Raw genomic sequence first — 19,108 nt, forward strand, 5'->3', positions numbered from 1 at the left:
CCCCCCCCCCCCCCCCCCCCCCCCCCCCCCCCCCCCCCCCCCCCCCCCCCCCCCCCCCCCCCCCCCCCCCACCCCCGGATCTGGCGGAACCCCACACCCTGGGAACCGGCGGAACCCAACCCCAGTTCCAACCTCAGCCGGCGGCCAGCGACCCGTCCGAGGAGAAGACCAGGCCCACGCTGGCGGCACCGGTCTTGAGCGCGGACTTGGTCTGCGGACCACCCGCGTCCAGCGAGCTGAACGAGCCGGCCATGAAGCTGTACACCTGCACCAACCCGGCCTGGCACTTGGGCCGTTGCGGGCACTCCGGCGGGCCGGCCAGCACCGTCGCCGAGCCGGAGCACTTGCTGGCCAGGTCGGACAGGGTCTGCACGCCGTACTTGTCGGCGAACGGCTTGGTCACCGCGAAGGCGTTCTGGTCCTGCGCCGGCGACGGCTTGCCGAAGGTCAGCCCGACCTTCTGCCCGGCGGCGGTGAGGCCGCTGACCGTCTGGTTCAGGTCGCTGGAGGAGATCGGCGGGGCACTCGGTCCGGCGGCCTTGCCACCGAGGAAGTCGGCGAGGGTCGCCGCGTACTCGGGTACGACCTGGATCTGGCCCTTCTCCAGCGCCGGCTCGTACAGCTCGCGGTTGCCGATCTGCTGCACCTTGACGTCGTAACCCGCGGTCGTGAGGGCGATCCGGTACAGCTCGCCGAGGATCTGGCTCTCGCTGAAGTTGGCGGCGCCCACGGTGACCGAGCCGCCGGGCCCCTTGGTGATGCCCGCGGTGAGGTTGTTGGCCGCCGCGAACTCCTCGGCGGCCACCTTCGGCGTCTTGCGATCGATGTCGACCGCCTTGTTGAGCTGGATCAGCTTCGTGGTGTCGAGCGAGTCTGAGACCTTGTCCAGCGCCGCGACGAGCTGCGGGGTGGCCGCCTTGGAGTTGATCGCCGGGATGACGTTGTCGGTGTTCTGGAGCTTCTTGTCGTCGTTCAGCACGACGAGCTGGTCACCGGCGACCGGCGCGCAGCCGGCGCCCGCGGCGCCCGACTGCGGCGCCTGGGTGCCGGAGGAGCCGGCCCCACCGCAGCCGGTGAGGAATCCGACCGCCGCGAGTGCCCCCGCGGCGCCCAGAGCGATTCGGTTACGTGAGCGCATTACGCCCGCCTTCCGTGTCCCGGCGCGGCCCGGTGTGGGCCGGCCGCGTGTCCGACGGGCGAACCCACTGGCCGCCCGCGACCTCCAACCCAACATCTTTCACGTTGGACCGACAAATTGAGGGCCGATGTTGTCACCTGATCGTCATCTGACCAGCGTCAGCGACGGACGCGGCACCCAACCCGGGCGGAACGGCGTAGACCGGGCTGGATCATCCCAAACCGTCATACCGGCAGAACCGGATCAATCAGGTCTGAATGTGGACTGATCAGCGCCGAGTCCGGGCATACCGGATTGGGGTGTCGGAACCCGTCGTACCCGGATTCCGACGCGGGGTGGTGGACGACGGACCGGTGCCGGCTGGGCGGCCGTGCCGGGGTGGGGGTGGTCAGGCGCCGGCTCCGGCGGCGGCGGACCGGGCCCGGCGGTCGGCACGTCGACGGGCCCGCCGCAGCGGCGGTGGGGTGACGAGCCGTTCCAGGCCACCCACCGCCAGCTCCACGAGCAGCGCCAGCCCGGCCACCAACACCCCGCCGGCCAGGATCTGGCCACCACCCACCGCGATACTCAGGCCGAACCCGGCACTGATGATCTGGCCGAGGCCACCACCGTTCACGAACGACGCCAACGCCGCGGTCGCCACCACCTGCACGGCGGCGGTCCGGAAGCCGGCCGCGAGGTACGGCACGGCCAGCGGCAGTTCCACCCGGCGCAACAGCTGGGCGCCGGAGAGCCCCATGCCCCGGGCAGCGTCCCGGGCCTCCGGGTCGACCTCCCGGATCCCGGTGTAGGCGTTGGCGAGCAGGGGCGGCACCGCGAAGACGGACAGCGCGATGATCACCGGCGGTCGACCGAACCCCAGGGCGGTCAGGGGCAGCAGGGTGAGCAGCGCGATCGTGGGAATCGCCAGGGTCACGTTGGACAGCAGCACCACGATGCCGCCACCCCGCCCGGTGTGTCCCAGCCAAACCCCGATCGGCCAGGCGACCAGGCAGCCCAGCGCGACCGCCGCGCCGGACAGGTACAGGTGCTCGCCCAGCCGGTCGAAGATTCCGCCGGGGTTGGTCCAGTTGAGCGGGTCGTTGAGCCAGACCACCGCCTGCTGGATGGGGTTCATCGCGCGCTCCGCCGGGTCAGCCAGGGGGTGAGCAGCCGACCGATCCCGGCCAGCGCGAGGTCGAGGATGAGGGCGAGCGCCACACAGAGCACCGTTCCGGTGACGATCTCGGCCCGGTAGAAGTTGTTCCGGAAGCCGCCGATGATCAGCTGCCCGAGGCCGCCGTGCCCGACCAGGACGCCGACCGTCACCAGGGCGACCGTGGAGACCGTGGCCAGTCGCAGCCCGGTGAGGATGCCGGGCAGCGCCAGCGGCAGGTCGATCCGGAACAGTCTGGCGAACCGCCCGTAGCCCATCCCCTGGGCCGCGTCCCGCACGTCGGCGGGTACCTGGTTCAACCCGGCCAGGGTGTTCCGGATGATCAGCAGCAGGGCGTAGATCACCAGCCCGATGAGCACGGTGGCGGTCCCGGTGCCGAGGTACGGGGCGACAAAGGAGAACAGGGCCAGCGACGGAATCGTGTAGAGGACCCCTGAGAGTGCGAGAATCGGACCGGTGAGGGACCGGAACCAGTACGCCGCCACGGCCAGCGGGATGGCCACCAGGGCGGCGATCAGCATGGCCTGCGCGGTCAGGGTCGCGTGTTCGCGTAACGCGGCGAGTATGGTCTCGGAGTTGTCCCGCACGTACTGCCAGGAGAACCACGGATTGCCCGGAGCTTCCTGATAGCTCAAGTGGAAGGACATACGTGGACGTTACCCCGGAAGCCGATCCGGGCGCCGGCCGCCGCACCCCACCGGTGGCCGCGGCTCCGATCACCCTGGAGCACATCCGCAAGCAGTATCCGGATGGCACCGTCGCGGTCGCCGATCTGAGCCTGGAGATCCGGGCGGGCGAGCTGGTGGTGTTGATCGGCCCCTCCGGCTGCGGAAAATCCACCGTGCTGCGCATGATCAACCGGCTGATCGAGCCGACCTCGGGGCGGGTCCTGCTGGGCGACGAGGATGTCACGGCGGTCGACCCGGTCCAGCTCCGCCGCCGGATGGGGTACGTCATCCAGAACGTCGGCCTCTTCCCGCACCAGACCATCCGGACGAACGTCGGCACCGTGCCCCGCCTGCTCGGCTGGCCGTCGGCCCGCATCCGCAGCCGGGCGGACGAACTGCTCGAACTGGTGGGCCTCGACCCCGGCACCTTCGGCCGGCGGTACCCGCACGAGTTGTCCGGCGGGCAGCGCCAGCGGGTCGGGGTGGCCCGAGCCCTGGCCGCCGATCCGGTGGTGCTGTTGATGGACGAGCCGTTCTCCGCGGTCGACCCGATCGCCCGGACCCGGCTCCAGGAGGAGTTCCTGCGGCTACAGGCCGAGGTGCGCAAGACGATCGTGCTGGTCACCCACGACCTGGACGAGGCCGTCCGGCTCGGCGACCGGATCGCGATCCTCTCCCAGGGCGGCAAGTTGGAACAGTACGACCCGCCCGCGGCGCTGCTGGGCGAGCCGGCGTCCCCGTTCGTCCGGGAGTTCGTCGGCAGAGACCGGGGCATCCGGCGGCTCGCCGTCACGCCGGTCACCCGGGACCTGCTGGACCCGGTCGAGGGCGTCGACGCCGAGAAGCTGCCGGCCGTCCAGGCCGGTAGCTCGCTCTACGACGCGCTCGCCACCATGCTCGTCACGAACGCCGACCACGCCCGGGTGCTCCACGAGGGAGAACCGGTCGGCCTGCTCAGCCGGCACCGGGTGCTCAGCATCGACTATCCCGCCGAGACCGGCCAGCCGTGACCGTGCGGCCGGCTCCCGAGAGGGTCGGCCGCACGGGTCGCGGTTCGCGCTGGACTTCCGCCGCCGGTCAGCGGCGACCGCGATAGCCACCCAGGGTGGCGATGCCGATGATCCAGCCGGTGAAGAGGCCGTACCGGGCGCCGTCACCGGCCGCCTGAAAGGCGCCGAGCAGCGACGGGTTCGACCTGATCAGCGCGGTGAGCAGCGCCGCGAAGGCACCGGCGAAGATGTACGACGCCCAGCCGGCGAAGAACTGGCTGAGGGTTCCCCGCGCCCGGGCCAGCTGGGAACCCGGCAGCAGGAACAGGAACAGCGCGGTCAGGGCGATCAGCAGGATCGCCTTGAGGTCGGCGGCGACGACGTCCTGGATCGAGTCGGACGAGTCGAACCGCCAGGCCGGCCAGGCCAGCAGTTGCAGGAACCAGCCGCCGGCGGTCCTGGGATTGGTGTTGTCCCGGGCCCAGTCGGCATACCAGGGGCTGCCGAATACCAGGACCAGAATGAGCGCGGCGAGTGTGCCCGCGCCCGGCGCAGACTTGTACCGGTTGGTGAGAGCCATGGGGCGATAATTCCCAGCACGATCCCGCCAGCAAACCTGGCGCAGCGGCACTCGTAAATGGGCACCGGTGCGGTCAGCGCCCGGTGGGCGGCACTTCAGCGCGCTCAGCGCTCGATGGGCGGCGCTGCGGCGGTCAGCGCCCCAGCGGTCAGTGCTTCAGCAGGTAGTCGATGAAGGCGGCCCGCAGCAGCGAGGCGGACTCCTCGTACCCGTGGCCGGTGAGCTCCCGCCAGAGCGCGACGGCCTCGTCGACGGTCGGACCGACCGAATTTGGCGAGCCGTCCAACACCGCCGCCTCGTCGGCGTTGGGCAGATGCCGAAGCACCGACCAGAAGAACCGGATGTCCCGGTGCTCCCGGGCCACGGCGAACGCCCGCTCCCGCAACTCCTCGGTGGAGAGCGCGTCGAGCTGCGCGAAGCCGGCTGGCGACCCGGCGGATGGCGATTCCGTCATGCCTGGAGACTAGCCGGCCGCCATCAGCGGCCGGTGGACCCCCAGCGATCGGCGTCCCACGGGTCGGGCCGCGACTCCGCCGGTTGCGCCGGCAGGGTGGCCGCCCACGAGTCGGAATGGCCCGATCCCGACCATTCGCCGCCGGAGTCGACCGCCCAGTCGCCGTCGCCGGAGTCCGCCAACCGGGGCCGGCCGAACCGCTCCACCAGCCGGGTCACCAGCAGGCCACCGACCAGGGCCGCCGCCGCCGTGGCGGCCAGGGCGATGTTCCAGTCCTTCGCCTGCGAGTACCGCAGGAAGAGGGTAGTCAGCAGGACCGACAACAGGGTGCCGAAGACACCGCCACGGCGACCGAAGGCGCTCGTGCCACCGATCAGGGCGACACCGATCGCCAGGCCGGTCCAGTCCAGACCGGTCGTCGGCCGGGCCGGGCCGGTACCGCCCGCCACGAACAGCAGGCCGGCCGCCGTCGCCAGCACCATCGACCCGACGAGGGTCGCGGTGGCGAGCACGCCGGCGGCCACCCCGCGCCGACGGGCTGGATCGGCCACCGGCCGGAAGCGGCCCACGGTGCGCCGGATCGACTTGATCGTGCCGAACGCCCCGCCCAGGACCGCCAGCGCGGCGAACCCGCCGAACAGGTAGACCGCGGTACGGGTCGGGTCGTACCCGCCCTGCACGGTGACCGGCCCGCCCCGTTGCTGGATGAAGACGATGACGCCGAGCGCCGCGGCCAGGCTGGCCGCCCAGCTGGGCACGTGGAAGCCGACCACGAGCACGGCGACGGCCAGCCCGAGGCCCGCCGCGACCACGACCGCCGGCAGCATCGCGCTGACCACGCCCCGGTCGCCGTTCTCGGCGAAGTGCAGGCCGGCCGCGACCACGACGGGTCCCAGCGCGAGGTTGGGCACCGCGGCCCGCAGGGTGAATGCGGCGGCGAGGGTGAGCAGGCCGAGCGCGGTGGCGGAGACCAGCAGCACCCGAAGCCCCTGGTCGCGCAACGCGGCCGGATCGTCGCGGTACAGCAGGTAGCCGAGCGTCGCCGCCGCGACCAGCAGCAACGCCTCCCACCCCAGGTGTACGGCGAGCCGATCCCGTCCCGGCTCGCCGTGTGCCGGATCATCGAACACGTCGTCCAGCCCGGGTGCCGGAGCCCGGTGGCTGCGGGCGGTCCCGCCGTCCGCGTCGCCGTACGGGTCCGCGTCGTCCAGGTCGCGGCGCCGATAGGGCGACTCGTCGTACGTCATGCGATGCGCCTCCCGGCTCGTCCGACCGACCGGGGTCGCGACCCGCGTGCCCGCGCTCGATGGGGGGCCGCTCGTCCGATCACGGATCGTCGGATCCCGGTCGCAGGCACCGTACCCGCACGACCGGCCGGAAGTAACCCCCTGGCCGACCGGTCGTCACCAGAGTGCAACCAGCCGGCCGTCCCGAGCCGGCCGTCCCGGCCGTGAGCAGGGTCTACCGGCCGCCTGGCAGCCGGTTTTCGTCGTCCGGTTCGTCCTCGTCCGGCCGTTCCGGTACCCGACAGGACCGCTCCAACCACAACGCCGCGGCGACCAACCCGAGCGAGGCCACCAGGCCAGCGACCGTGGCCGGCAGATCGTTGGAGGCCGCCTTGGTGCGCTCGGCCACCAGCCACAGCGTCAGACCGGCCCAGAAACCCGCGAAGATGGCCCCCACCAGCGACGACGCCTTGGCCAGTACGGCGTACCGGGCGACCACGAGCGGCTCGACGGGTTCCCGTCCGGGCCGGCGCTCGATCCGGGCCCGGGTGGTGATGGCGGCGTACGCCTCCAGCACGGCGAGGCCGGCGAGGGTGACCGCCGGCAGCCAGGGCAGGCTCGGTAGGTCGGCGTAGAAGGTGCTGATGAACAGCCAGGCCAGAGCGGCGCTCGCCAGGCCGGCGACCACCAGGCTGGCGGGTCTGGTGGGGCCCATGCTCGGGTTGGGCGCCGGGTCGCGGGGCGGGGTGGACCGATCACTCATGCCGACGTCCCACCATGCCCGACGCCGGTGTGCGGCCCGATCGCGTTGAGCCCGACGGTCCGCTCGCTACGCTCGCTCACCGGTCCGACTCTATCGGGCCGTCCGGCGTGGGGCGCAGCTCCCGGGCCGCCGAGGCCAGCGGCTCCCGGTCGAGCAGGTCGGCCAGCGGGCCGTACCCGGGAAGCTGCCCGTGCGGTTCGAGATCCAGCCACGGTCGGAGCACGAACGCCCGCAGGTGGGCCCGGGGATGCGGCAGGGTCAGTTCCGGGTCGTCGCTCAGCACCGGCTCGCCGTCCGGTCCCCATACGGCGATGACGTCGACGTCCAGGGTCCGCGGTCCGAACCGGCGGTCGGGATCCCGCCGCCGGCCCGCGGCCGACTCCAGCTCGCGGGCCCGGTCAAGCCAGTCACCCGGGCCGGCCACCGGGGCGGCGACCAGCAGGGCGACGTTGAGGTACGCCGGTTGGTCGGTGTCGCCCCAGGGTGGGGTCTCGTACACCGGCGACGCCGCCAGCAGCACGTCGCGCAGGCCCGTCGTGGCGATCCGCAGGTGACCGAGCCGGTCGCCCAGGTTGCTGCCCACCGACAGCAGGGCCCGGGTCATCGCCCCGGCTCCTCGTCGGGCGCCGGATCGGCGGCCCGGCGCTCCCCCTCGGCGGTTCGCGGATCCCCCTCGGCGGCCCGGCGCTCCCCCTCGGCGGCGTCCCCGGTGCGCCGCTGCCGCCCCCGGGAGACGGTGACCGCGACATCGGCGAACTCATATGGAATAGGTGCCTGCGGCTTGTGGACCGTCACCTCGGCGCCGACCACCCGGTCGTCGGCGAGGCAGGCCTCGGCGAGCCGTTCGGCCAGCGTCTCGATCAGGTTGACCGGCTCGCCACCGACGATGTCCACGAGCCGCCGCGCCAACTCGCCGTAGTGGACGGTGTCGGCAACGTCGTCGGTCCGGGCCGCCGGGGCCAGATCCAGGAGCAGGCGTACGTCCACCACGAACTCCTGGCCGCGTTCGCGTTCGAAGTCGTAGACGCCGTGCCGACCCCGGGCGCGCAGGCCGGTGAGCACGATCGCGTCCCGCGGCACCGCCGTCACCCCGCACCCCCGGCGCCGCCGGGAGGCAGACTCGGACCGCCGCCGGGAAGCAGGCTCGGACCGCCGCCGGGGAAATGCTCGGGACCGGCCGGGCCGCCGGTCCCGTCGGGTACCAACCGCGGCCGACCACTGGCCTGCCAGACCGCCAGCGCGTCCGCGGTGTCCCGGACGTCGTGAACCCGGACCCCCCAGGCGCCGGCGGCCACCGCGAGCACGCTGGTCGCGATGGTCGCGGCCGCACGTTCGTCGACCGGCCTGGGCGTACCGTCCGGCCCGGCGAGCAGGCGACCCAGATAGGACTTGCGGCTCGCCCCGAACAGCAGCGGAAAGCCGAGGTCGAGCAGTTCGGCCAGCCGGGCCGTGAGGGCCCAGTTGTCCTCGGCCGCCTTCGCGAAGCCGAGACCGGGATCGATGATGATCCGGTCTGCCGGCACCCCGGCACCGGTCGCGGCGTCGATCCGTCGGGCCAGTTCGGCCTTCACGTCCGCGACCACGTCGGTGTAGCGGGCCAGTTCGTTCATCCGGCGCGAGTGCCCTCGCCAGTGCATGAGAACCCAGGGGCAGCCCGCCGCCGCGACCACCCGGGCCATGTCGGGGTCCGCGAGCCCGCCGGACACGTCGTTGACCACCGTCGCACCCGCCGCCAGGGCGGCCTCGGCGACGGCCGCCCGAGTGGTGTCGATGCTCATCGGTACGCCCGCGTCGGCCAGCGCGCGCACCACCGGAAGCACCCGGGTCAGCTCGGTGTCCACGTCGATCCGATCGGCCCCCGGCCGGGTCGACTCGCCACCCACATCGACCAACCCGGCGCCGTCGGCGTACATCCGCCGGCCGTGGTCGACCGCGGTCGCCAGGTCGGCGTAGCGGCCACCGTCGGAGAAGGAGTCGGGCGTGACGTTGAGGACACCCATCACCACCGGCTGGCCGGAACGTAGCAGTTCGGTCACGTCTCCAGACGGTACCGACCGCGGGTCCTCGCACGTCGAACCGGGCTCATAGTACAGGTGTACGATGAACCGGTCAGTCCGCGCGATCGGGCACTCCGGTCACGCCTTGTTAGAGAAAGGGGCGGGCCGTACGCTGTGCAGTTGCGAGGCATCCAGACGGCGAAGCTGAAGGGAACGGGCCAAAGTATCCACAACACGCCCAAAACTCGTCACTGCTCGTTGCGGGCAGGGAACGTTGGGTCCACCAGGACCGGCAGATCCGGCGTTTTCCAGCCCCTCTGACAACCGCAGTGCGGCTTCGCCGGCCGCGCCTTGGGGAGGTATCGGATGATCGCCACGGAACTCGTGGAACTGGTGTGGAGCGGAGGCGGCCACGCCCTGCACGCGATGACCCAGGCCGCCGCGGCGGCGCCCGAGCCCAAGGGCACAATCAACACCGAGAACGTCGTCACCTTCTTCGCCAGCAAGATCGCCCCGATCCTGCTGGCCGTGCTCGGGGTCATCTTCATCGGACGGGCGAGCCGGGGTGAGATATCCAAGGTGCTGACCAGCTCCGCCATCGCGATCGTGGGGCTGGCGTTCATCGCCGGCGCCGCCACACTGTTCTTCGTCGGTGACTACCTGATCAACCTGATCTTCCAGTAGGCCGGGCTCGACATGCGGCTGCGCACCGACGACGACATCTACCGGGCCCGCCTGGTCTACCTCGGCCCGCCCGGCTACACCCTGCCGGTCCACCTGCCCTACGCCCAGTACGGGCTCTTCATGTTGCTCGTACCGCTGTACGTGTTCATCCACTGGTTGTTCACACTCGAAGTCGATCTCTTCCCCGCCTGGGAGATCGCCCTCGCGATCGTCAGCACATCGTTCGTGTTCCGGTACGTCGATCCGGACCGGCCGGCCCGCACAGTGATCCGTACCGCGCTCACCGACTGGCGTCGTACCCGCGAGCCCGCCGTCGAGCAGCGCGACCCCCGACTCGTCGCCACCCGCATCCGGGTTCGGGAGGAACTGGTATGAGCGTGTCGCGCGGGCGGTTCGACCGGACCGCCACACCGGACCCTCGATCGGGTCACCCGCACGTCCCGGTCCGGGCCGGCGGCGCCGGCCACCGGACGAGCTCCACCGGACCATCCGCGAGCACCTACCCGGACGAGGCGACGGGATGAACCCCTCCTCCTCGCCGGGCTTCCACCGTCCGGCGTCATCGCCGGCCGACCCAGAAGGTAACGGTGTGCGACCGATCGATTACGACGACAGTGATGGCGTGGACGAGGAATCGCTCGACCCGGCCCTGGTGACCAGCCCCGGAAAGGGCACCGTGGCACGGTTCAGGCCGCCGCAGCCGGTCCGCCGTCGCACCGGACCTTCCGGCCATCGGCCGGGCTCGGCCGAACACCCCGACATCGACTCCCCGTTCCTCGACCTGTTCGGCGGCGCCGCTCCGGGCCGCCGGGCCACCCCGGCACCGCCCACCCCGCCACAGCAGCGTCCGGCCGAGCCGTCCGGTCAACGGGTCACCGGACCCGCGTCGGCCAACGGGCGGACCGGCTCGGCAGCGACCTCTCCGGCGAGCACGCCGGAGGCGGCGTCGCCTCGGGCGGGGAGCACGCCCAGACCGGCACCGGCACCGCGACGCGCCGAGCCGGACCCCCGAACCGCCGACCGCCACCGCACCGAGCACCGGCCGGTTGCCGCCGATCCCGACCGGGTCGACGGACCGGCCACCGTGGACCCACGGTCCAGCATCCGGTCGTCGAACGGTCCGATCGGATCCGCCGACCCCGCCGACACCCGGCGGCCGGAGTCCGACGCCCCGCGGGTCCCCGCGTACGTCGAACGGTCCTCCGTCGAGGCCACCCCGCCGGCACCCGGCGGCCGGGGGCGGCCGACCCGGGACGAGCCGACCCGGGCGGCCCTCGGCGGTACCGAGCGAGCGGCGATCGGCCCCGCCGCCCGGACCACCCACCGAGCCGGCCCGGCGGGCACCGCCGAAGATCCCCGGGGAACCGTCGCCCCCGACCGCTCCGATCGGTCCGGCGCACCGACCCGACCCGCGCCGTCGATCGGTGCCGCGGACCCGGCGTCCGCACCCCGCGGGACCGGGCCGGCAAGGCCCGACCGGACCCGCGAGCAGTCCGGACAGACCCCCGCCGAGTCGACCGGACAGTCCCGCGCGGAGAAGAGCGGGCGGTCCCGCACCGAGCAGACCGGGCGGCAGCCACGTCGCCAGCGGACCGCCAAGCCCCAGCCGGCACGCGCTCCCAAGATCAAATTTGGTGATCGTGACCCGTCGGTCGAGTTGGCCATCACCGAGATCGCCGGGCACCTGACCTTCACCCCCAACACCGTCACCGCCTGGTACTGGCTGCCGGAGGTCCGCTGGGCGTTCCGGCCGGACGCCGAACGCGAGGCGCTGCTCTCGGCCATTTCCGAGCAGTACGCCGGGCTCGCCGGTTTCCGGCTGCACCTGCGCCGCACCACCCGGCCGTTCCCCGCCGACGAGTGGGCCCGGACCCTGGACGCACACACCGCCCGTCCGTTGCCCACGGTGCGGGACGGCACCAGTTGGGCCGACCATCTCGTCGCCGCCCAACGGCACCTACTGGCGGTGAACCACGCCGAGGGGCAGACGTACCTGGGCGTGACGTTCGCCCGCCGTTCCATGGGCGACTCGCTCGTCGAACGGGTGCTCCGGACCTTCGGCCGGGGAGTCGCGGACGCCGAGCGCCGCAAGCTGGGCCGGACCGTCGAGCAGTTCGACGAGGTGCTCGGCGCGTTCGGGATGCGCGGCCGACGGGTCACCGCCGGGGAGTTGGAATGGCTGCTCTACCGCTCGGTGGCACTCTGCATGGCGCCGCCGACCACGCTCTCCCCGGTCTCCGGGGGGCACTGGGAACGCGGTGACCTGCTGGCGCTGACCGAGCAGGTCGAACGGTACCGAACGCCGTACGGCTCAACCGTCAAGCTGGTCAACCGGATGACCGGCGAGGAACGGCACGTCGCCGTCCTGGCCGTCGGCCGGATGGAGCCGCTGGAAATCCCCGAACGGCACGAGCCCTGGCTGCACTTCCACGAGCGGTTGCCCTGGCCGATGGAACTGTCCAGCCGGATCGACCTGCTCGGCCCCGGCGACTCGTTCCGCAACCTCGAACACCGGCTACGCATGATCCGGTCCCAGCAGCTCGACTACGCGCAGCACGGCATGGACGCCCCGCCCGAGCTCGAACGGCTCGCCAAACGAGCGCTGGTGATCGGTGACGAGATGACCACCGGCCTGCCGGTGGAGTCGGCGCGCGCACACGGCTGGCACCGGATCGCGGTGGGTGGTCGCAACCGCGAGGAATGTCTGGAGCGGGCCCGCCGGCTGATCCAGCTCTACTCCCGGGAACTGCGGGTCTCCCTGCAACACCCGAAGAACCAGGACTGGCTGGCCCGGGAGTTCATCCCGGGCGAACCGGTGGCGAACACCGGCTACGTCCGCCGGATGCCGGTCAAGCTGCTCGCCGCGGCTCTACCCCAGGCGGCGTCCACGGTCGGCGACCGACGGGGCGACCTGATCGGGCGGACCGCCGGCACCTGCCGCCGGCCGGTCTTCCTCGACCTGCACTTCCCGATGGAGGTACGCGAGCGCTCCGGCCTGGCGGTGTTCGTCGCCGAGCCCGGCGGCGGCAAGTCGACCCTGCTCGGCGCGCTCGGCTATCTGGCGGCCCGCCGGGGGGTCCAGGTGACCCTGCTCGACCCCTCGGGGCCGCTCGCCCGGCTCTGTTCGATGCCGGAACTGCGGCCGTACTCCCGGGTGCTCAACCTCACCGGTTCCGAGCAGGGCACCCTTGCGCCGTACTCGCTGATTCCGACGCCGCTGCGCACCGAGTTCCCCGGCGGGGCCGGTGGGGACCGCGAGTACGAGATCGCGGTGTCCAACGCCCGCGCCGAGCGCCGGATGCTGGTGCAGGACATCTGCATGATGCTGGTGCCGCCGCAGGTGGCCCGGGAGGCGTCCACCGCCACCCTGCTGCGGCACGCGGTCCGGCAGGTACCGGCCGAGGAAACCTCCCGGCTGGACGACGTGGTGGCCTGCCTGGCCGGCCTGGACGACCACGACGGCAAGGAACTGGCCAACCTGCTGTTGGACACCGCGGAGATGCCGCTGGCCCTGCTGTTCTTCGGCCGGCCGCCGGAGGGCCTGCTGGGCGCCGACGCCGCGCTCACAGTGATCACCATGGCCGGCCTCCGACTGCCCGACCTGAAGATCGAACGCGAATACTGGTCCGCCGAGGAGGCGTTGGCGTTGCCGATGCTCCACACCGCTCACCGGCTCGCGGTACGACGCTGCTACGGCGGGTCGATGTCGGCCCGGAAGCTGGTGGGCCTCGACGAGGCGCACTTCATGGAGGGCTGGCGCTCCGGACGATCCTTCCTGGTCCGGCTCGCCCGCGACTCCCGCAAGTGGAACCTCGCCGCACTGGTCTCGTCGCAGAACCCCAAGGACATCCTCGGACTCGACGTCCAGAACCTCGTCTCCACCGTCTTCGTCGGCCGGATCGCCGAGGACGAGGAGATCGCCTCCGAGGCGCTCCGCCTGCTTCGCGTACCGGTCAACGACGGCTACGAGGCCACCCTGGCCTCGCTGTCCGCCGTGGACACCGCGTCGGCGGACCGGCTCGGCTTCCGCGAGTTCGTGATGCGCGACGTCGACGGCCGCGTACAGAAGGTCCGGGTCGATGTCTCCTACGTCCCCGGACTGCTGGAACACCTCGACACCACACCGGCCGCCGCGGCGTCCACCGTGGGCCAGTTGCCAGCCAGCATCAGCGATCCGGAGGCGTGACATGGCACGGCGGGCTGTCGGGACGATCCTCGCCATGGGTGTGTTCGCCCTGGCCTCGTTTGCCTGGTCGGTGCCGGGGGCACGCCCGGCGTCCGCCGCGCCGGCTGGTGCGGTCCTGGCCGAGCCGACCCCCGCGGACCTGTGCACAACCGAGGAATGGCAGGCGGACTGGCGCGCCTGCGTGAAGAAGCTCACCGATGCCGGCAAGCAGGCCGTCACCTGCGACGACACGCCGGTGCCGGGGGCGCCGGACTCCGGACTGGCCGGCTGGTTCGCCAGCCGGCCCGATTCGGCCAAGGAGCCCGGACCGCAGGGTCTCTACAGCACGTACGGCTACGCCGGCTACAGCTACAGCACCTACCGGGTGGACGGCGGTTGTGGCTCCACGCTGATCCATCCCGACTACCGGTTCACCACCACAGTGGCGAACGGGGAGCTGATGATGGCCACCGCGGTGATCGGCGCGTCCAACGCGCTGCGCGAGCGGGCCTGGGCGCCCAAGGAGATGTGGGGCTGGGCCGACCCGCTGGTCGAGCAGGCCACCAAGGCCGTCTACCAGAAGGTCTTCAGCGTCTTCGGCATCATCACCCTGTGCGTCGTCGGCGTATACCTGCTCTGGCGTTCCCGGCAGTCGGACATGAGCGACGCGATGACCACGGCCGGCTGGGCCGTGCTGGTCATGGTCGCGGTCACCGCGCTGGCGGCCTGGCCGGTGCGCTCGGCGAACCTCGCCGACAACACGCTGGTGACCTCGCTCGCCGTGGTACACGACGCCGTGGGCCCACGGTCCCAGGACATTCCGCCGGACAAGTGCGCGTTGCCCAATCCCGAGGCGTGCAAGGATCACCGGCCGCCGGCGGTGCGGGCCAGCGACACCGCCACCGAGACCATGCTCTACCGGAACTGGCTGCGCGGCGCGCTCGGCTCCGCCGACAGCGAGACCGCGAAGAAGTACGGCCGGGCGCTCTACGACGCCAAGTCGCTCTCCTGGGAAGAGGCGGAGAAGATACGGAGCAATCCAGCCACCCGGGACGCCACCATAAAGGCCAAACAGCTGCAGTGGACCGCGGTGGCCGATCAGGTCCAGAAGGAGGACCCGGAGGCGTACGAATACCTCAAGGGCACCCAGGACATGGACCGGATCGGGGCCGCCTTCATCGCGCTGCTCGCCTCGGTGCTGTTCGCGATGTTCGACCTTACCGCCTCGCTGCTGGTGTTGCTGGGCTTCCTGATCTTCCGATGGGCCGTGATCGCGGCACCCATCCTGGGCACCGTGGGGCTGCTCCGGCCGGCGAGCGCGGGCCTGCGGCGGCTGGCCAACGCGGTGGTGGCGGCGGTCTTCAACATCGCCATCTTCGGTACCGGTGCGGCGGTCTACCTGTTCGCCGTCGATCTGGTGATGAGCACTCCCACGCTGCCCGGCTGGCTGCAGGTGGTGCTGGTCTGGTTGTGCGGGGTGGTCGGCTGGCTGCTGCTGCGCCCCTACCGGCGGATCACCCAGCTCGGTGGCAAGGACAACACCGAGGCGGTCAGCTCGGCCGGTTCGTGGCACCGCCGATTCTTCCGGGACATGCGTGAAGCGGCCCGGCTGGACGTGGTGGAGCCCGGAGGCACCGTGGAGCCGAGGGGCGGTCGTCGCCAGCGGGTGATGGTTGAGCAGACCAGCCTGCGTCCCGAGGCCCGCCTGGAGGATGTGCCGGTCGCCGCGCCGACAGCGCCCGACCGTGAATCACCGGGTGACGCCACCACTCCGGTCGCCACGCCCGGCCGGGATCGCGGATCCGTCCCGCCCCCCTCGCGCCGTCGCCGGCCGACCGAGTGGACCGAGCCGGACGTACCGGACCCGGCGCCCTCGTACGCGGTCTACCGGCCGGACTCCGCCAGCCGACCGGTGGTCCAGGATGTCCCGCGGATTCGTTCCGAGGCAAGGTGAGGCGTGGTGAGAGCCGTGCAGCGCGCCATCGCCTTCCTACTGACCCGGGCCCTCCGGTCACGGCTGGGTGCCGCGGTGGTGCTCGCCGTGGTGATTCTCGGCATCGTGGGCGCGGCCCGGTTGGTCTCCGGGCCGGACACCGGTTCTCACTTGATGGGTGAGCCGCGGGGCACGATCAGCGCGGCCGACCCGACCGCCGGTAACGACGGGCTGGCCGCCGACGACCAGCCCGCGTCGCCCCGGACCAGCCCAGGCGCGGATCCTCCGGACGTCGTGGCCCGCGCCTTCGCCACCGCCTGGCTGGATCGGGACAGGCCCGCCGCGCGGTGGTACGCGGCCCTCGCGCCGAGGGCCACGGCCACACTCGCGAAACAGCTGTCCGATGTGGACCCGGCAGCCGTTCCGGCACGTCAGATCACCGGCCAGACCGTGCTGACCCCACAGACCGCCGACCTGGCCGAGGTGAGCCTGCCGGTCGACACCGGAACGCTGCGCCTTCAACTGGTCGGAACCGGCGGGACCTGGCTGGTCGACGAAATCGACTGGGAGCGGTCGTGACCGCGCCGGACGACGGACCGGTCACCCCCCCCGTCCGTGGGCCGCGCCGGCTGGTGACCCTGACGATTGCCAGCACCATCGCACTCGTCCTGCTCTGCTGCGTGGGCGGCGCCGGTGCCTTCCTGCTCACCAGCCTCGGCGGAGACGAGGACCCGGCAAAAACGCTGGCGGCCGACGCCTGCGGTCAGGGTCAGCCGGTCGCTGCGGATGGCCCGATGCCACGGGTGCAGAACTTCGGTGCCAGTCAGCTACGCAACGCGTCGGTCATCATCGCGGTCGGCCGGCAGATGAAGGTGCCACCCCGTGGCTGGGTCATCGCGGTGGCCACCGCCATCCAGGAGTCCCGGCTGTCGAACCTGCCCTACCTGGGCGCCGGCAACGACCACGATTCACTGGGTCTCTTCCAGCAACGTCCCAGCCAGGGTTGGGGCACTCCGGCCCAGGTGCGCGATCCGGCCTACGCTGCCCGCAAGTTCTACGAGCGGCTGGTCAGGGTGAACGGCTGGGAACACCTGGCCCTGACCGACGCCGCCCAGCGGGTCCAGCGCAGCGCGTTCCCGAACGCGTACGCCAAGCACGAGCCGACCGCCACGGAAATCGTCAACCGGCTGGCCGACGGGGCCGCCCGGTCGCTCGGCTCCGCCACGTCGCCGCGCTGCACCTCGACCGGTGAGACAGCCGCGTCCGGCTGGACGGATCCGGTACACGCCAAGGTTGGTTCGGGTTTCCGCACGGCCGACCGGCCGGCGCATGACGGGGTGGACCTGATCGTCGCCCGTGGAACCGAAATCCACGCCGCGGCGGCCGGCCGGGTGCTGGTCGCCCGGTGTGACATCGACCATCGGGGGCGGCGGAACTGCGATGTGGACGGTTATCCGGGCAAGGGTGGCTGTGGTTGGTTCGTCGACATTCTGCATGCCGGCGGAGTGATCACCCGGTACTGCCACATGGTGCGGGCACCATTCGTCCGGCCAGGCCAGCGGGTCGAAGCCGGGCAGGTGATCGGGAAGGTCGGCACCAGCGGCAACTCCTCCGGCCCGCACCTGCACTTCGAGGTCCATCTGAATGGCCTGCGGGCCCGGGCCGGTGCCGTCAACCCGCTGCCGTTCATGCGGGACCATGGCGTACCGCTCGGGGGCAAGGCGTGAGGTGGCACCGCGCGCGATGAGTCGCGAACCGATGCCCGACCCGTTCGCCGGCGAACCGGACTGGGCCCCACTACCGCCCCGACCCGTGGTGCTGGTGCCGGCGACCGGGCGGCTCGACCTGCGCGGACAGCGCATCCGGGTGGGGTTGCCCGGTCTCGGCTGGCGGGCCGATCTGCGGGCCGACGACCGGGTGGTGCAGGGCAGCCGCACCTACGTGCCGGTCATCCCGGAGCATGAGTGGTACCGCGCCGAGGCCGAGCAGACCGAGGTGTTCGCGCCACTGGTGCCCGCCGAACGGGTCTGGGTGGAGTCGCTCGGCGACCGGACCGCTGGTGCACGCGGCCCGACCGACGTGCTGGCCCGGCTCGTCTCGCTGGATGCCCCGAGCCATCCCGGCCCGGTGCCGGTGGTCGGGGTCGACTCCGTCTCGGGGCGGCGGGTCGTCGAGGTGATCGACGGGGTGGAACGACGCGACCTACGCGCGGTCACCGAGTTGCACACCAGTGCCGACGGTGACATCTGCGTCCGGGTCACCACCGAGGTGGAGTGGTATCGCTGGGCTTGGAGCGGGCAGTCACCGAAGACCCAGGAAGTTCCGGTGCATCTGCTCTGGGTGGAGTAGCTCAGCCCACCCGCTCGGCGCCGCACACCCGCCAGCCGTCCGCTTGAATCACCGATATTCGCCAAGGCTGGCTCTCGCGCTGGCTGTAGTCCTCGACGAGAGCGGAAAGTGTCAATTGCACAGCGACTGTCGCGCCAGAACCAGTCTTCTCAACGTTCAAACTTCCCCAGCTGACGCTCAGATCCGCCGAGTACTTCTTCTCCCGCATATCGATGTCAGCGCGCAGATCACTGAACGCCGTCAACATCGGTCTATTACAGACGTACTGCTTTGACCGGATATCGTTACGATCTACCAGGAATGCTCGAAGATAGTTGTCGACCACGACGTCGGGGGCACTGCGATCGGGCGTGGTGGCGTCGTGATACCACATGACGAAGGCCGTACCGCTGACCAGCACGACGGTGAGCAGCAGGCCGAGAATGGTCCACAGGACCGGTCGATGCCGCCGCCGTACCGACGGAGCGGTCGGGGGCTCCCCGCCGGGCGCCGGATCTGCGGCCGACCGTTGACCGCCGGGCGCCACCACCACGCCACCGGGCCGGTCGGCGGGGCCAGCGGGCGGCTGGGCAGCGACCCCCGGCGCGGTCGCGCGAGCATCCGTTGCCGGGGCCGATTCTCCCGCCGGGCCCTGGCCGGGAGCCACCGTCTCCGGTACATCCTGGTCTGGACGACTCCGTTGGGCCGGTACGCGAGAGGTCTGGGAACCGGCGGGCGGCGGCACTGATTCCACCCCCTGAGGCTAGCGGGCACCGAACGTTCACCCAATAGGGCAAGGTCTCGGTTCCATCACCTCTGGTGACCACTGTGTCACCCAAAGCTGCAGTCACCTGGAATGGTCTCGGGTTGGCCACCGGCACGGCTGCCACCGGGCCGCCCGACAGCGGGTCATCGGGCCAACAGCAAGCCACCGGACCACCGGACCCCCGGACAGGGAGCGGAAATCACCTGAGGATCGATCGGCACGCCGAGCCCGAGCCCGGCGGCTTGATGATCACCTTCCGTC

Annotated in this window: 18 protein-coding genes and 1 pseudogene; 8 read left to right on the forward strand and 11 right to left on the reverse strand. The window is 71.7% G+C overall.

Annotated features, from left to right (window positions below; all coding sequences use genetic code 11):
- Nucleotides 1-133: 133 nt before the first annotated feature.
- The 3 genes from ACXN5W_RS15550 to ACXN5W_RS15560 all read right to left on the reverse strand — a co-directional run bounded on the left by ACXN5W_RS15550 (nucleotide 134) and on the right by ACXN5W_RS15560 (nucleotide 2,941).
- A complete protein-coding gene (locus tag ACXN5W_RS15550) occupies nucleotides 134-1,138 on the reverse strand; it encodes a glycine betaine ABC transporter substrate-binding protein (protein ID WP_473158996.1) in 1,005 nt (334 codons plus the stop codon).
- 388 nt (nucleotides 1,139-1,526) lie between these two features.
- On the reverse strand, nucleotides 1,527-2,279 hold the full coding sequence (locus tag ACXN5W_RS15555) for an ABC transporter permease (protein WP_473159055.1): 753 nt from the start codon (nucleotides 2,277-2,279) through the stop codon (nucleotides 1,527-1,529).
- Nucleotides 2,252-2,941 (reverse strand): ABC transporter permease, encoded by a 690-nt coding sequence (locus ACXN5W_RS15560; RefSeq protein ID WP_473158997.1) that lies wholly within the window; start codon nucleotides 2,939-2,941, stop codon nucleotides 2,252-2,254. The genes ACXN5W_RS15555 and ACXN5W_RS15560 overlap by 28 nt, the downstream gene beginning before the upstream one ends.
- A gap of 2 nt (nucleotides 2,942-2,943) precedes the next feature.
- Here ACXN5W_RS15560 and ACXN5W_RS15565 point away from each other — a divergent pair, with 2 nt between their 5' ends.
- Nucleotides 2,944-3,972, forward strand: a complete 1,029-nt coding sequence (locus tag ACXN5W_RS15565; protein ID WP_473158998.1) for an ABC transporter ATP-binding protein — start codon at nucleotides 2,944-2,946, stop codon at nucleotides 3,970-3,972.
- Between the two features lie 67 nt (nucleotides 3,973-4,039).
- On the opposite strand, the gene ACXN5W_RS15570 is transcribed toward ACXN5W_RS15565, so the two are convergent.
- From ACXN5W_RS15570 to folP, 7 genes and pseudogenes are all read right to left on the reverse strand, one after another.
- Nucleotides 4,040-4,531 carry a hypothetical protein gene (locus tag ACXN5W_RS15570; protein ID WP_473158999.1) on the reverse strand — a complete coding sequence of 164 codons (492 nt, stop codon included), beginning with the start codon at nucleotides 4,529-4,531 and terminating at the stop codon, nucleotides 4,040-4,042.
- A gap of 148 nt (nucleotides 4,532-4,679) precedes the next feature.
- Nucleotides 4,680-4,985: a hypothetical protein gene (locus ACXN5W_RS15575; protein ID WP_473159000.1), complete on the reverse strand. Its 306-nt coding sequence runs from the start codon at nucleotides 4,983-4,985 to the stop codon at nucleotides 4,680-4,682.
- 23 nt (nucleotides 4,986-5,008) lie between these two features.
- Nucleotides 5,009-6,232 carry an ABC transporter permease gene (locus ACXN5W_RS15580; protein WP_473159001.1) on the reverse strand — a complete coding sequence of 408 codons (1,224 nt, stop codon included), beginning with the start codon at nucleotides 6,230-6,232 and terminating at the stop codon, nucleotides 5,009-5,011.
- Between the two features lie 214 nt (nucleotides 6,233-6,446).
- Nucleotides 6,447-6,926, reverse strand: coding sequence for a DUF3180 domain-containing protein (locus ACXN5W_RS15585; RefSeq protein WP_473159056.1), 480 nt, complete (start codon nucleotides 6,924-6,926; stop codon nucleotides 6,447-6,449).
- Between the two features lie 124 nt (nucleotides 6,927-7,050).
- Nucleotides 7,051-7,578, reverse strand: coding sequence for a 2-amino-4-hydroxy-6-hydroxymethyldihydropteridine diphosphokinase (folK, locus tag ACXN5W_RS15590; RefSeq protein ID WP_473159002.1), 528 nt, complete (start codon nucleotides 7,576-7,578; stop codon nucleotides 7,051-7,053).
- 122 nt (nucleotides 7,579-7,700) lie between these two features.
- Nucleotides 7,701-8,054: pseudogene (gene folB / locus ACXN5W_RS15595) on the reverse strand (dihydroneopterin aldolase); the annotation flags it as partial.
- Between the two features lie 5 nt (nucleotides 8,055-8,059).
- Entirely contained in the window at nucleotides 8,060-9,010 is a 951-nt protein-coding gene (gene folP, locus ACXN5W_RS15600; protein ID WP_473159003.1) for a dihydropteroate synthase, read from the reverse strand.
- Nucleotides 9,011-9,337: 327 nt separating this feature from the next.
- Between folP and ACXN5W_RS15605 the strand changes: the two genes are divergently transcribed.
- The 7 genes from ACXN5W_RS15605 to ACXN5W_RS15635 all read left to right on the forward strand — a co-directional run bounded on the left by ACXN5W_RS15605 (nucleotide 9,338) and on the right by ACXN5W_RS15635 (nucleotide 18,102).
- Nucleotides 9,338-9,655: a hypothetical protein gene (locus tag ACXN5W_RS15605; RefSeq protein WP_473159004.1), complete on the forward strand. Its 318-nt coding sequence runs from the start codon at nucleotides 9,338-9,340 to the stop codon at nucleotides 9,653-9,655.
- A 12-nt stretch (nucleotides 9,656-9,667) separates the two neighbouring features.
- Entirely contained in the window at nucleotides 9,668-10,030 is a 363-nt protein-coding gene (locus tag ACXN5W_RS15610; RefSeq protein WP_473159005.1) for a hypothetical protein, read from the forward strand.
- 214 nt (nucleotides 10,031-10,244) lie between these two features.
- Nucleotides 10,245-13,841: an ATP-binding protein gene (locus ACXN5W_RS15615; protein ID WP_473159006.1), complete on the forward strand. Its 3,597-nt coding sequence runs from the start codon at nucleotides 10,245-10,247 to the stop codon at nucleotides 13,839-13,841.
- Nucleotide 13,842: 1 nt separating this feature from the next.
- Nucleotides 13,843-15,774 carry an MFS transporter gene (locus tag ACXN5W_RS15620; protein WP_473159007.1) on the forward strand — a complete coding sequence of 644 codons (1,932 nt, stop codon included), beginning with the start codon at nucleotides 13,843-13,845 and terminating at the stop codon, nucleotides 15,772-15,774.
- A 6-nt stretch (nucleotides 15,775-15,780) separates the two neighbouring features.
- Entirely contained in the window at nucleotides 15,781-16,332 is a 552-nt protein-coding gene (locus tag ACXN5W_RS15625; protein ID WP_473159008.1) for a hypothetical protein, read from the forward strand.
- The gene (locus ACXN5W_RS15630; RefSeq protein ID WP_473159009.1) at nucleotides 16,329-17,480 is read left to right on the forward strand and encodes a M23 family metallopeptidase; all 1,152 of its coding nucleotides are present in this window, start codon (nucleotides 16,329-16,331) and stop codon (nucleotides 17,478-17,480) included. Before ACXN5W_RS15625 ends, ACXN5W_RS15630 begins: the two co-directional genes overlap by 4 nt.
- 16 nt (nucleotides 17,481-17,496) lie before the next feature.
- The gene (locus ACXN5W_RS15635) at nucleotides 17,497-18,102 is read left to right on the forward strand and encodes a hypothetical protein (protein WP_473159010.1); all 606 of its coding nucleotides are present in this window, start codon (nucleotides 17,497-17,499) and stop codon (nucleotides 18,100-18,102) included.
- Nucleotide 18,103: 1 nt separating this feature from the next.
- Here ACXN5W_RS15635 and ACXN5W_RS15640 read toward each other — a convergent pair whose 3' ends face one another.
- Nucleotides 18,104-18,748 (reverse strand): hypothetical protein, encoded by a 645-nt coding sequence (locus ACXN5W_RS15640; protein WP_473159011.1) that lies wholly within the window; start codon nucleotides 18,746-18,748, stop codon nucleotides 18,104-18,106.
- Nucleotides 18,749-19,108: the final 360 nt, after the last annotated feature.

Source organism: Plantactinospora sp. A48 (assembly GCF_055793945.1).